Raw genomic sequence first — 12,921 nt, 5'->3', positions numbered from 1 at the left:
CCGCCCGAATATCATTGATTTAGTCTGTCGACGGATGAAACACAATTGACCGCGCGAAGTTTATAGCACCCAATATATCAAGCCGCTTTCACGTTTCCCTTGATTAGAGAATAGCAATTGACGCGGCAACGATCACAAAGGATGCGGCAATGGCGAAGCGCTGGGCAGCACCATGAAGCGATGCGCGAATATCCTTGCTGCTTCTGGTCCGCAGCGCCGGACCGGTCTTTTCAAAAGCAAGTGACATGGATGAATTTCCTTTCAAAGAAGCGGGAACATGCCGAAGAAATAGATATCGCCCTGCTCTGCCGGTTCGATTTTGGTTTCCTTGTCGACGTCACGTGCGCCAAGAGCGCGGAAAAGACCGAACAGGTCGAACGAAAACAGGCTGAAACCACTCATCATGTGCACCATCCTCCTTCATTTCGCCGTATGGCTTAACGGTACTGATTTTCGCCGGTCGCCGCCTTTCAGTCAATATTTTCCATAAAATCACTATTCTAATTTCCACCACCGGCGCACAAAGTGAATCCAACTTGTTGCGGCGACGGGGTATTAACATCCTGACACCACAAAAGTTCCGCTTTCAGTCGCTTGGCATTCCCCGCGTGATCGGTCAGAACACGGTGATAGGATTCGAACCGCGGAGCCGGCATGGACAGGAAGACGGTAGCCATACTGGGCGGTGGCCCCGCCGGACTGGCGGCGGCGGAAGTACTGGCTGCATCGGCGCGATTTTCCGTGACGGTTTATGAGGCTATGCCAACGATCGGGCGAAAGTTTCTGCTTGCAGGCAAATCCGGGCTGAATATCACTCATTCCGAACCTTACGCCCTGTTTGCCGAACGCTTCGGCACGGCCTCCCCCATGCTGCGCCCTGCCCTCGACGCCTTTGGACCGCATCATGTTCGCGAATGGGCTAGGGGCCTCGGCGCAGAAACCTTCGTCGGCACGTCGGGGCGGGTGTTTCCGACCGCGATGAAAGCCTCCCCGCTGCTTAGGGCCTGGCGCGCCCGGCTGGAGGCGCTCGGGGTGAAAATCCTGACCCGACACCGCTTTACCGGCTTCTCCGGTGGCAGTGCGCTGATCGGGACTCCCGAACGGACATTGCGGATCGAAGCGGATGCATTCCTGCTGGCTTTTGGCGGCGCAAGCTGGCCCCGCCTCGGCTCCGATGCGGCCTGGGTCTCGGGCTTGCGGACACAGGGTGTCGATATCGCCCCCTTTCGCCCGGCAAATTGCGGCTTCGAACGGGCCTGGAGCGCGACATTTCAGGAACGCTTTGCCGGTGAGCCCGTAAAGGCTGTTGCGGCCACCTCGATGGCCGGACGCCATCAAGGCGAATTCGTCATCACCCGCCATGGCGTCGAGGGAAGCCTGATCTATGCCCATGCAGCCAGCCTGCGCGATGCCATCGAACGCGATGGGTTGGCCGTGCTGACGCTCGATCTGACGCCGGATCGAGATGTGGCCCGCCTCGCCCGCGATCTGGCGCGTCAGGATCCTAAGGCCAGCTTTGCCAACCGGTTGCGCAAGGCCGCCGGACTGCAAGGCGTCAAGGCCGCGCTCATTCGCGAATGTGAACCCGACGCATCGCGGCTTTCGCCGGAGGCGTTGGCGGCGCTCGTCAAAGCCCTGCCCCTGCGGCTGGATCGCCCTCGCCCCATCGCCGAAGCCATTTCTTCCGCCGGCGGCGTGCGCCTCGACGCCATCGATGACCGCTACATGCTGAAGGCCCTGCCCGGCGTGTTCGCAGCGGGCGAAATGCTGGATTGGGAGGCGCCGACCGGCGGTTACCTGTTGACCGCCTGCCTTGCCATGGGCCGTGCCGCCGCGTATGGCATCGAAGATTGGCTCACTCGGTCCTGATCGATCGGCCGGTGGCCACCGGCGCCATCAGGAAGGTCAGGCCAATGAACGGCAGCAGCACCAGAAACGCCCAGGCGATTCCGGCATGTTCGGCAACCGACCCCAGCAGCGGCGGCACGCCGAGCGTGGCGATCAGCATTGTCATGGCCAGCGCCGCCAGATTATCCGCCTGCCCCCGGCCCGGCAAAGACAACGCCGTCGAAAAGGCGAGCGGAGCAATCAATGCCACGCCGCCACCCGTAAGCGCCAGCGCGAGCGCCGCACCGGTATAGCCACCGGCATTGACCACCCAGACAATACCGATCGCGGTCGCAAGTGCCGAACCACGCACAATAGACGGTGGCGAAAACCTTCCACGCAGATGATCCCCGATCAGTCTCGTAAAGCCCATGCCGATGGTGAAGGACGCATAAAGCAGCCCGGCGATGGCGGGATCGGCCGCAATCCGCTCGCGAATGAGGAACATGCCCCAATCGTAGATAGCGCCTTCGGAAATGGCGACGCCGAAGATCATCAGGCAGATGAGCAGGATCGCCCGGTTCGGAACCACGAAAATACCACGGCGGCGTGCGGGCTCCGCTTCCCCCGGCTCAGGCTCCGGGGTGATGGCGAGCACCAGAAATGCCGCCATCAGCATGCAACCGCCAATGAAGCCGAGGTGATACACGGGCGTAAAGCCGAGGGCTGCAACCCAGCCGGAAAAGGTGGATCCGACCAGAAGACCGATGGACCAGAAACCATGACTGCGGGCCATGACGCGTTTGCCGGTGGTGCGCTCCGTCTGGCTGATGATCATGTTGGCGGAGACATCGAGAATAGTGCGCAGGAATGCGAAAGCAATGAAGCAGAGCACAAAGCCATAGAGCGGCATGACCGGAAAGAGCGGCTCGACGAAGGCAAGCAGGCCAAGCATCAGCGCCGCCGCCCGCCGTGGAGTTAACCGCTCCACCACCCGGCTGGCCAGCGGTAACGCCAGAAATGTACCAACCGGCATGCCGAGCAGCGCCAGTCCCAGCACTGCCTTGTCGATGCCCAGTTCCACCTGAATGGCAGGCATTCGCGTGAACAGTGAAATGAACAGGATCGAATTGCAAAACAGCAGCAGGGCAGACGGCGCAAGCGCAGCCATGGGAGGCTCCGGAAACGAAGCGGGAGTAATCCCGAATGGATGAGAAGATGGCGTGCGTTGCCATTCGCACGCCATCTGCAACGTTGCAAGCGGTTTGAATGCATGGCAGCCGCGCGGAACCGTTCCTCACGCGGCTGTGAATTGATTCAGGCAGAGGTGGAATTACCGGGCGTCGATATCGCCCTTTTCCCACGCCTCGATCGTCTCGGCATAGAAATCGGCGAAGCGGCCTTCCGCGATCGCCTTGCGGATGCCCTGCATCAATTCCTGATAGTAGGAGAGGTTGTTCCACGACAGAAGCATGCCACCCAGCGCCTCGTTGGAACGCACCAGATGATGCAGATAGGCGCGGGAATAGTCGCGCGCCGCCGGGCAGGATGATTCCTCGTCGAGCGGGCGCATATCCTCGGCGTGACGGGCGTTGCGAATGTTCACCTTGCCGCGCCGGGTAAACGCAAGGCCATGACGGCCGGAACGGGTGGGCATCACGCAGTCAAACATGTCGATGCCGCGTGCCACCGATTTCAGGATATCGTCCGGCGTACCCACGCCCATCAGATAGCGCGGCTTCTCGTTCGGCAATACCGGCAGGGTAATGTCGAGCATATCGAGCATAACATCCTGTGGCTCACCCACTGCCAGACCACCCACGGCATAGCCCTTGAGATCGAGCTGCTTCAACCCCTCCGCCGAGCGGACGCGCAGGTCGGGAATATCGCCGCCCTGCACGATGCCGAACATCGCCTTGCCCGGTTGTTCGCCGAAGGCAACGCGGCAGCGCTCGGCCCAGCGCAGCGACATTTCCATGGCGCGCTCGATTTCCTTCGCCTCGGCGGGCAGCGCCACGCATTCATCGAGCTGCATCTGGATGTCGCTGTCCAGCAGCCCCTGGATTTCGATGGAACGCTCCGGCGACATATGGTGCAACGACCCGTCTATGTGGCTCTTGAAGGTCACGCCCTTCTCGTCCAGCTTGCGCAGACCGGACAGCGACATGACCTGAAAGCCGCCGGAATCCGTCAGGATAGGATGCGGCCAGCGGATCAGTTCATGCAAGCCTCCCAGCCGGGCCACCCGCTCCGGGCCAGGACGCAGCATGAGGTGATAGGTATTGCCGAGAATAATATCGGCCCCGCCTTCCCGCACCTGATCGAGATACATGGCCTTGACCGTGCCGACCGTGCCGACTGGCATGAAAGCCGGCGTGCGGATCGTGCCGCGCGGCATGGTGATTTCACCAAGACGCGCCTTCCCGCTCGTGGCCTTGAGGGTGAAGGTGAATTGCTCGCTCATTCAGATCTTCCGGGTCAAAAGGCTGGAATCGCCATAGGAATAAAAACGGTAGCCGGTTTCTATGGCGTGCGCATAGGCGCGCCGCATCGTCTCAAGGCCGGCAAAGGCCGAAACCAGCATGAACAGCGTGGATTTCGGCAGGTGAAAATTGGTCATCAGCAGGTCCACCGCGCGGAACCGATAACCGGGCGTGATGAATATCCCGGTCGAACCGCTCCACGGCTGGACAACACCTTCCGGCGTTGTGGCGCTTTCGAGCAGACGCAGCGATGTCGTGCCAACGGAAACGATGCGCCCGCCCCTTGCCCGCACGGCATTTAACGCCACCGCGGTTTCCGCGCTTACATGGCCTATCTCGTGGTGCATGTGGTGGTCGTCGGTATCGTCAGCCTTCACCGGAAGAAAGGTCCCTGCCCCAACGTGAAGCGTGACGAAATGCCGGGAAATGCCGGCTGCATCCAGCCTTTCGAAGAGTTCGGGCGTGAAATGCAGGCCGGCGGTCGGCGCAGCGACAGCGCCGTTCTCGCGGGCATAGATCGTCTGGTAGTCGGCGCGATCGCGCTCGTCCTCGGCACGCTTGGCGGCGATATAGGGCGGCAGTGGAATATGGCCGACGGTGGCGATCGCCGCATCGAGATCCGGACCGGAAAGATCGAAAGTCAGGGCGACTTCACCCGCCTCGCGCTTTTCCGTCACCAGCGCCTCGATTTCGGCCGAACCATCGGCGGAGGTGAAACGAATACGATCACCTTCCTTGATACGCTTGCCAGGCTTGGCGAAAGCATGCCAGCAATTGGCCGCAACGCGCATGTGCAGGGTGGCGGAAACCGGCGTTTCCTGCGCGCCGGGACGTAGACGCACACCCTCGAACTGCGCCGGAATGACCCTTGTGTCGTTGAACACCAGCGCATCGCCGGCCTTGAGGAAAGACGGCAGGTCAAACACCCGATGATCGGAGAGTTCCGGCGCCTCATCCGGCTTAACGACAAGTAGCCGCGCACTGTCACGCGGACTTGCGGGCCTCAACGCAATGTTCTCGTCCGGCAGGTCGAAATCGAAAAGCTCTACACGCATAAGAAACCTGTTCAGAATACCCGGATCATCACCGCGCCCGCGATGAGAAGGACGGCCCCCGCAATTCGACCAACCCCGACTTCACGCACGGCGACACCGAGAAATCCAGCCCGGTCGATGAGGATCCCGGCCAGTAATTGCCCCGTTACGGCAAATGCCATCACGGCTGCGGCGCCTATACGCGGGGTCAGCAGCACGGCAGTCGTGACGTAGAGGGCACCCAGGCAGCCACCGGCGAAATAGAGCCATGGCGTGGGAGCGGACCAGTCGAGCGAACGTCCCTCGTCCCGGATGATTACGAAAGAAATGATGCCAAGCACAACAGCGCCGGCAAAGAAGGATATTCCGGCAGCAACCGTCGGCGCACCGCCCAGCATGCGGCTGAGTTGCGTGTTGATCGGAGCCTGAACGGCGATACATGCACCGGCAACAACACCGAGAATGGCCCAGAGTGCCACGATCATTGCTGTTTTCCTTCCACGAAAATGCCGCCGGCGGGTTTCCACGCCGGCGGCAAAGGATCACCCAGTCAATCAGGCGTCAGCAGCGACGCGCAGCGTAACGATCGAGTCGGGATCGCGCACCGGTTCACCGCGCTTGATCTGATCGATGACGTCCATGCCTTCGATGACCTGGCCCCAGACGCTATACTGCTTGTTCAGCCACGGTGCGTCGGTGAAGCAGATGAAGAACTGCGAGTTGGCCGAGTTCGGGTTCTGCGAACGGGCCATCGAGCAGGTGCCGCGGACATGCGGCGTTGCCGAAAATTCGGCCTTCAGGTCCGGCTTGTCGGAACCGCCCATGCCGGCGCGCGACGGATTGAAATCAGCTCCGCCCTGCTTGCCGAACTTCACGTCGCCCGTCTGGGCCATGAAGTCTTCGATGACGCGGTGGAACACAACGCCGTCATAGGCCTTCTCGCGGGCGAGTTCCTTGATGCGCTCGACGTGACCGGGGGCCACCTGCGGCAGAAGCGCGATGACGACCTTGCCCTTGGTCGTTTCCAGAATGATCGTGTTTTCCGGGTCCTTGATCTCGGCCATGGCCAGTCCTCTCCTTGGGTTGTCCGTTTTTGAATGGGATGCGCCGGCCGCAAAAGCCCGCGCGAAACATTACTTGCCGACCGTGACCTTGATCATCTTGTCGGGATTCGTCACCGAACCGCTGCCTGGTGCGCCGCGCTTGATCTTGTCCACGGCTTCCATGCCGGAAACAACCTTGCCAACCACCGTATACTGACCGTTCAGGAAGCTGCCCTGATCGAACATGATGAAGAACTGCGAGTTCGCGGAGTTCGGGTCCTGCGAGCGGGCCATGCCCACCGTGCCGCGTTCAAACGGCGTCTTGGAAAACTCGGCAGGTAGATCCGGCTTGTCCGAACCGCCCATGCCGGCGCGGCGGGCATCGAAATTCTTGCTCATATTACCATATTCGACATCGCCGGTCTGGGCCATGAAACCATCGATGACCCGATGGAAGGCGACGTTGTCGTACTGACCGCTGGCCGCCAGTTCCTTCAGGCGCTCGACATGTTTCGGCGCAATCTTCGGCAGAAGTTCGATCACAACCGGCCCGTCCTTGAGCTGGATCGTCAGGAAGTCGTCGGCAGCGAAAGCCGTCGTAAAGGCCGAAAGCGTGAGCGCTCCGGCAAGAGCGAAACCGAGAAGTTTCATTCGTGTCTCCATGAGTGGCCGGTTAGCGGCCGAGTTTCCGTCTTAGGGCGTCCCGCACGACTTTCGGAACGAAAGCGCTGACATCGCCACCCATGGAGGCGATCTGACGCACCAATGTGGCAGTAATGGGCTGCGATTCCGGGATCGCGGGCAAAAACACCGTTTGCAGCATGGGCGCAAGCTTCTGGTTCAGCCCGGCCATCTGCATTTCATAATCGAGATCCGTGCCATTGCGCAGACCGCGAATAACGAGCGATGTGCCGTGTTCGCGCGCCGCATCGACCAGAAGATTGTCGAAAGACACGACCTCGATATCCGCGAGGCGATCAGGCAGAACCTCCCCAAGCGACAGACGGATGAGATCGGCCCGTTCCTCAAAGCTGAACATCGGCACCTTGCCCGGATGAATGCCGATGGCCACCACTACCCGCGAGGCAACGTTCAGCGCCTGCACGAGAATGTCCAGATGACCGTTCGTCATCGGATCGAAGGAACCGGGGTAAAAGGCTGTCGTCATCGCTTCCAAACCGTTTTCCGCCTTTTGTCACGGAAGACGCCGGATCGCAAGCAAAAGCGCGTTCCCGCTGGTGCGTGAACTTCTTGCTTGAATGAAAGATGAACAGGCCATTCAAGACCGTTTCAGACGCGATACTGTTTATTGCCATTCATGAACGGAGCCTTCGGGCCACCGCAAACTGAAATGGAGTGCATCATGCTGGTTCTTCTTGTTTTGATTGCGATTTTTACCGCCGTTGCGCTGGATTTCGTCCTCTTCCTGTTCGACGGCAATGTTTGGGATGCTGAACTTGAGGGGAAATCTGAACGCCAGATGAACAAGGCATTCAAGGATGCTTCAGGCGCGATGGCCTAAAACCAAAATCACAATATGGGGAACCGATGACACGGTTTCTGCATTTAGGTTTCTGAAAGGGAATGAAGATGTCCTCCAAGGGCAATTTGAGCGCGCCGAACGCCATCACCGTCATCAACTTCGTATGGATGACCGTTGTGACCGGGATGCTGACGGCAACCGCAGTTCTTTACGACAATAGTAACGATAAAGCCGCCGGCTTCACCGCTACTAAGCCTTCGGTAACCGCCGCACGGTATTACGACTACAACCGGATGGGATACAGCAGCCAGCAGTAAGCAGGCCAGCCTCCCTGAAGCGGCACAACGCAGAAAGGGAATGGGCATGTTTACCACGTTGACTGTACTGACCGCCCTCATCTCCGTGATGTTTGTCGGTTCCATCGTCTCCAGCATCGCCGCGCTTCGCGAAGAAGCGAAGGAGATGGACGAGATGACCCGCCGTTCGCAGGCGTTCTGATCCAGATCACATAACTGGCGCCGACCTCCAGTCCGCCGGCATCGAATAAAACCGGATGGTTCCCTGCCATCCGGTTTTTTCGCGTTTGCGGTTTGCCTTGGGAAGAGGCGAGCGACGCAAACAAAAAGCGGCCCGAATGACCGGACCGCTTCTTTGATTTTCGGGATAAAACGCCGGTGTTAAACAGCGTCACCTTGTGACGGAGAATCTCCTTCGGAAGAGGATTCGATGACTGCTTCATCGCCAACGTCCTCGTCACCTTCCGGCTCACTGATGCGCTCGACGGACACGACCTTTTCATCAGCGGCCGTGGAGAAGATCGTCACACCCTTGGTCGCACGGCTGGCGATGCGGATACCCGCCACCGGCACGCGGATAAGCTGACCACCGTCCGAAACCAGCATGATCTGGTCGCCGTCCTCAATCGGGAAGGCCGCAACGAGTTCGCCGATTTCCGCGGTCTTGGATGTGTCGGTGGCACGGATGCCCTTGCCGCCACGACCGGAGGTGCGGAAGTCGTAGGAGGATGAACGCTTGCCGAAGCCCTTGACAGAAACCGTCAACACGAACTGTTCGCGCGCCTTCAGTTCCTGATAGCGCTCTTCGGAAAGCTCGCCACCTTCGGTCACGTCTTCGCCAACCAGCGCGATTTCCTCTTCCTCGGCATCGCTCAGGCGACGGTCGGCGGCGGCGCGCTTCAGATAGGCAGCCCGTTCCCATGGTTCGGCATCGACATGGCCGAGAATGGTCATGGAAATGAGGCGGTCGCCCTCTGCCATCGAAATGCCGCGGACGCCAATGGAATTACGGCCCGCGAACACGCGCACCTCATCCACAGGGAAGCGGATCGCCTGACCGAGCGCCGTCGTCAGCAGGACGTCGTCATGTTCGGTGCAGGTTTCGACGGAGAGGATTTCATCACCCTCTTCCTCAAGCTTCATGGCGATCTTGCCGTTGCGGTTCACCTGAACGAAATCGCTGAGCTTGTTACGGCGCACGGTGCCGCGCGTCGTGGAGAACATCACGTCGAGGTTATCCCAGGTCGTTTCGTCCTCGGGCAGCGGCATGATCGTGGTGATACGCTCGCCGGCCTCCAGCGGAAGCTGGTTGATAAGCGCCTTGCCGCGCGATTGCGGTGTGCCGATCGGCAGACGCCAGACCTTTTCCTTGTAGACGATACCGCGCGAAGAGAAGAACAGAACGGGCGTATGCGTGTTGGCCACGAAGAGCCGCGTCGCGAAATCCTCGTCCTTCATCGCCATGCCGGAACGGCCCTTGCCGCCGCGGCGCTGGGCGCGATAGGTGGCGAGCGGAACACGCTTGATATAACCGGCATGGGACACGGTGACGACCATGTCCTCGCGGGCAATCAGGTCCTCATCGTCCATATCCGGACCGCCATCGACGATCTCGGTGCGACGCGGCGTGCCGAACTCGTCGCGCACGGCACGCATCTCGTCCTTCACGATGGTCATGATGCGCAGACGCGAAGACAGGATTTCGAGGTAATCCTTGATCTCGTCGCCGATCTTGTTCAGCTCATCGCCGATTTCATCGCGGCCAAGCGCCGTCAGGCGGGCCAGGCGCAGTTCAAGAATGGCGCGTGCCTGCTCTTCCGAGAGGTTGTACGTGCCATCCTCGTTCAGCTTGTGGCGGGGATCGTCGATCAGAAGGATCAGCGACTCCACATCCGCTGCCGGCCAGCGGCGCGTCATGAGTTCCTCACGCGCGGCAGACGGGTCCGGCGCCTGACGGATGACGCGGATCACTTCATCGATATTGGCAACGGCAATAGCGAGACCGACCAAGACATGGGCGCGGTCGCGTGCCTTGCGCAACAGATACTTCGTACGGCGGCTGATCACGTCTTCGCGGAACGCAACGAAGGCGCGCAGCATGTCGAGTAGCGTCATCTGTTCCGGCTTGCCGCCATTCAGCGCCACCATGTTGCATCCGAACGAGGTCTGCAGCGGCGTGTAGCGGTAAAGCTGGTTCAGGATGACTTCGGCATTGGCGTCGCGCTTCAACTCGATGACGACGCGATAGCCTTCACGGTCAGACTCGTCGCGCAGATCGGAAATGCCTTCAATGCGCTTCTCGCGCACAAGTTCGGCAATCTTCTCGATCATCGTCGCCTTGTTCACCTGATAGGGAATCTCGGTGATGATGATCTGTTCGCGGTCGCCGCGCATCGGTTCGATGCGGGCACGACCGCGCATGATGACCGAACCGCGGCCCGTCTCGTAGGCCGAGCGGATGCCGGAGCGACCGAGAACCAGTGCGCCTGTCGGAAAATCCGGTCCGGGAATAATCTGCATCAGTTCCGGCAGTTCGATCGCGGGATTGTCGATCAGCGCGATACAGCCGTCGATGACCTCGGAAAGATTGTGCGGCGGAATATTCGTCGCCATGCCGACGGCGATGCCGCCGGCGCCGTTGACGAGAAGGTTCGGGAACTTCGCGGGAATCACGACGGGCTCATTGAGCGAGCCGTCATAGTTATCGCGAAAATCAACCGTGTCCTTGTCGAGATCGTCGAGCAGCGAATGAGCGGCCTTTTCCAGACGGCATTCGGTGTAACGTTCAGCCGCGGGCGGATCGCCATCGATGGAGCCGAAGTTGCCCTGCCCGTCGATGAGCGGCAAGCGCAGCGACCAGTCCTGCGCCATGCGGGCAAGCGCGTCATAGATCGCGGCATTGCCGTGCGGGTGATACTTACCCATCACGTCACCGGTCACACGGGCGCATTTCACATATTTCTTGTTCCAGTCGATGCCAAGTTCCGACATGCCGAAAAGAATACGGCGATGGACGGGCTTGAGGCCGTCGCGCACATCAGGAAGGGCGCGCGACACGATCACGCTCATGGCGTAATCGAGATAGGAGCGCTGCATCTCCTCGATGATGGAAACAGGTTCGATGCCAGGCGGGAGCTTCCCGCCGCCGGATGTCGTTTGTTCAGTCAAGACGGATCACGATCTTTTCTAGAATCACTGTGCTTTTTATAGCCGAAAGAATGAGGCGGCGCCAATTTGACAGCCCGTTTTGAACAGGTTTTGCAGGCATTTCGCTGGCATTGAATCGTTTTGGCGTCAAACCCTTCTCAAGGCCCGGCCTCTCGCATACCATTCTCCCACAAAAGCCCGAATGGAGACGCAATGTCCGCCAACGATATGCTGATCAATGCCCTGACGACGCTGCTCGTCACCATCGACCCGCCAGGCCTTGCGCCAATCTTCATTGGCCTCACCCACGGCTTGACGCGACTTCAGCGCAAGCAGGTTGCTTTGCGTGGTTCACTCATCGCCTTCTTCATTCTGGCGGCCTTCGCAATCACCGGCTCGGGTATTCTAAGCCTGCTCGGCATTTCCATGGGCGCCTTCCGCATCGCCGGCGGATTGCTGCTCTTCTGGATCTCCTTCGAGATGATTTTCGAGAAGCGTCAGGAACGGAAGGAGAAGACCTCCGAAGCGGCGATCACCAAGGACCACCTGCACAATATTGCCGTGTTCCCACTGGCCCTGCCACTGATAGCCGGCCCCGGCGCGATTTCCGCCACCATTCTGCTCGCCGGCTCCATGCCGAGTGCGTGGGAACGGATGCAGCTCATCCTCGTCATCGCCTTCGTATTAGGGCTGATGTTCGCGGTTCTCGTGATTGCCGAACGTCTGGATCGCTTTCTCGGCATTACCGGTCGCGCCATCCTCACTCGCCTGCTCGGCGTTCTTCTTGCCGCCCTCTCCGTCCAGTTCGTAGTGGATGGCATCAAGTCCGCCTTCTCCTGAAACGAAAGAACCGCTCCGGCCTGTGCGCGAAACGGTTCGAATATCGGGCTCAGTGCAAAACCTGAACCTTTGCGGCGATCACCACGAATCAGAACGGAATATCATCGTCCATGTCACGCGGGAAGCTGCCGCCACCCTGATTGCCACCGGAAGCCGCACCGCCACCACGCTGCGGAGCCGAACGGCCACCGCCGGAAGGACCGCTGCCGTAATCGTCGTAGCCGCCAAACGAACCACCGCCGGAGCTACCGCCGAAATCACCGCCCCGACCGCCGCCGCCACCTTCACCTCGGCCATCGAGCATCGTCAGCGTCGAGTTGAAGCCCTGCAGCACGACTTCCGTGGAATAACGGTCGTTGCCGTCCTTGTCCTGCCACTTGCGGGTCTGGAGCGCGCCCTCGATATAGAGCTTGGCGCCCTTCTTCACATACTGTTCGACGACTTTGCAGAGACCTTCGTTGAAGACGACGACATTGTGCCATTCCGTCTTCTCGCGACGCTCGCCGCTGTTGCGGTCGCGCCAGGTTTCCGACGTGGCAATGCGCAGGTTGGCGATCGGAGCGCCGGACTGGGTGCGCCGGATTTCCGGGTCAGCCCCGACATTCCCGACCAGGATGACCTTGTTGACGCTGCCTGCCATATCTCTCACCTTTCCCGCAGCCCTTTGCAGACCCGGCACAGCCGGATGCCTTCAAACAGGCCAACACAAAATAGAACCGCCTCATACGGTTCAAAAATCGCGTCACTCTAAACCATCGCGCAGAATGG

Annotated in this window: 16 protein-coding genes; 5 read left to right on the top strand and 11 right to left on the bottom strand. The window is 60.0% G+C overall.

Annotated elements, in window-relative coordinates; all coding sequences use genetic code 11:
- Positions 1-103 precede the first annotated feature (103 nt).
- Positions 104-247, bottom strand: a complete 144-nt coding sequence (locus GGQ66_RS04325) for a hypothetical protein (protein ID WP_183789795.1) — start codon at positions 245-247, stop codon at positions 104-106.
- A 14-nt stretch (positions 248-261) separates the two neighbouring features.
- A complete protein-coding gene (locus tag GGQ66_RS04320) occupies positions 262-402 on the bottom strand; it encodes a hypothetical protein (RefSeq protein WP_183789793.1) in 141 nt (46 codons plus the stop codon).
- 252 nt (positions 403-654) lie between these two features.
- Here GGQ66_RS04320 and GGQ66_RS04315 point away from each other — a divergent pair, with 252 nt between their 5' ends.
- Positions 655-1,869: a TIGR03862 family flavoprotein gene (locus tag GGQ66_RS04315; RefSeq protein ID WP_183789791.1), complete on the top strand. Its 1,215-nt coding sequence runs from the start codon at positions 655-657 to the stop codon at positions 1,867-1,869.
- Here GGQ66_RS04315 and GGQ66_RS04310 read toward each other — a convergent pair.
- From GGQ66_RS04310 to coaD, 7 genes are all read right to left on the bottom strand, one after another.
- Positions 1,856-2,998 (bottom strand): MFS transporter, encoded by a 1,143-nt coding sequence (locus GGQ66_RS04310; protein ID WP_183789789.1) that lies wholly within the window; start codon positions 2,996-2,998, stop codon positions 1,856-1,858. The two genes, GGQ66_RS04315 and GGQ66_RS04310, sit on opposite strands and share 14 nt — an antisense overlap.
- A 162-nt stretch (positions 2,999-3,160) precedes the next feature.
- Positions 3,161-4,291 (bottom strand): tRNA guanosine(34) transglycosylase Tgt, encoded by a 1,131-nt coding sequence (gene tgt / locus GGQ66_RS04305; RefSeq protein WP_183789787.1) that lies wholly within the window; start codon positions 4,289-4,291, stop codon positions 3,161-3,163.
- Positions 4,292-5,365 (bottom strand): tRNA preQ1(34) S-adenosylmethionine ribosyltransferase-isomerase QueA, encoded by a 1,074-nt coding sequence (gene queA, locus GGQ66_RS04300; RefSeq protein WP_183789785.1) that lies wholly within the window; start codon positions 5,363-5,365, stop codon positions 4,292-4,294.
- Positions 5,366-5,376: 11 nt separating this feature from the next.
- Positions 5,377-5,829 (bottom strand): DMT family transporter, encoded by a 453-nt coding sequence (locus GGQ66_RS04295; RefSeq protein WP_183789783.1) that lies wholly within the window; start codon positions 5,827-5,829, stop codon positions 5,377-5,379.
- A 69-nt stretch (positions 5,830-5,898) separates the two neighbouring features.
- Positions 5,899-6,408, bottom strand: coding sequence for a peptidylprolyl isomerase (locus tag GGQ66_RS04290; RefSeq protein ID WP_183789781.1), 510 nt, complete (start codon positions 6,406-6,408; stop codon positions 5,899-5,901).
- Positions 6,409-6,477: 69 nt separating this feature from the next.
- Positions 6,478-7,038, bottom strand: coding sequence for a peptidylprolyl isomerase (locus GGQ66_RS04285; RefSeq protein ID WP_183789779.1), 561 nt, complete (start codon positions 7,036-7,038; stop codon positions 6,478-6,480).
- A gap of 22 nt (positions 7,039-7,060) precedes the next feature.
- A complete protein-coding gene (coaD, locus tag GGQ66_RS04280; protein ID WP_183789777.1) occupies positions 7,061-7,555 on the bottom strand; it encodes a pantetheine-phosphate adenylyltransferase in 495 nt (164 codons plus the stop codon).
- A gap of 195 nt (positions 7,556-7,750) precedes the next feature.
- Between coaD and GGQ66_RS04275 the strand changes: the two genes are divergently transcribed.
- From GGQ66_RS04275 to GGQ66_RS23255, 3 genes are all read left to right on the top strand, one after another.
- The gene (locus tag GGQ66_RS04275; RefSeq protein WP_183789775.1) at positions 7,751-7,909 is read left to right on the top strand and encodes a hypothetical protein; all 159 of its coding nucleotides are present in this window, start codon (positions 7,751-7,753) and stop codon (positions 7,907-7,909) included.
- Between the two features lie 68 nt (positions 7,910-7,977).
- Entirely contained in the window at positions 7,978-8,187 is a 210-nt protein-coding gene (locus GGQ66_RS04270; protein WP_183789773.1) for a hypothetical protein, read from the top strand.
- Between the two features lie 46 nt (positions 8,188-8,233).
- Complete coding sequence (locus tag GGQ66_RS23255; protein ID WP_272872522.1) at positions 8,234-8,368, top strand: hypothetical protein; 135 nt, start codon at positions 8,234-8,236, stop codon at positions 8,366-8,368.
- A gap of 179 nt (positions 8,369-8,547) precedes the next feature.
- Here the strand turns inward: GGQ66_RS23255 and gyrA are convergent, their stop codons facing one another.
- Positions 8,548-11,334: a DNA gyrase subunit A gene (gene gyrA, locus GGQ66_RS04265; protein ID WP_183789771.1), complete on the bottom strand. Its 2,787-nt coding sequence runs from the start codon at positions 11,332-11,334 to the stop codon at positions 8,548-8,550.
- Between the two features lie 192 nt (positions 11,335-11,526).
- Between gyrA and GGQ66_RS04260 the strand changes: the two genes are divergently transcribed.
- Entirely contained in the window at positions 11,527-12,153 is a 627-nt protein-coding gene (locus GGQ66_RS04260) for a MarC family protein (RefSeq protein WP_183789769.1), read from the top strand.
- Positions 12,154-12,241: 88 nt separating this feature from the next.
- Here GGQ66_RS04260 and GGQ66_RS04255 read toward each other — a convergent pair whose 3' ends face one another.
- The gene (locus tag GGQ66_RS04255; RefSeq protein WP_183789766.1) at positions 12,242-12,793 is read right to left on the bottom strand and encodes a single-stranded DNA-binding protein; all 552 of its coding nucleotides are present in this window, start codon (positions 12,791-12,793) and stop codon (positions 12,242-12,244) included.
- Positions 12,794-12,921 lie beyond the last annotated feature (128 nt).

It is taken from the genome of Allorhizobium borbori (assembly GCF_014196535.1).
Lineage (GTDB): Bacteria > Pseudomonadota > Alphaproteobacteria > Rhizobiales > Rhizobiaceae > Ectorhizobium > Ectorhizobium borbori.
The sequence above is the reverse complement of the archived record's forward strand: the minus strand, read 5'-3'. Positions and strand labels throughout refer to the sequence as shown.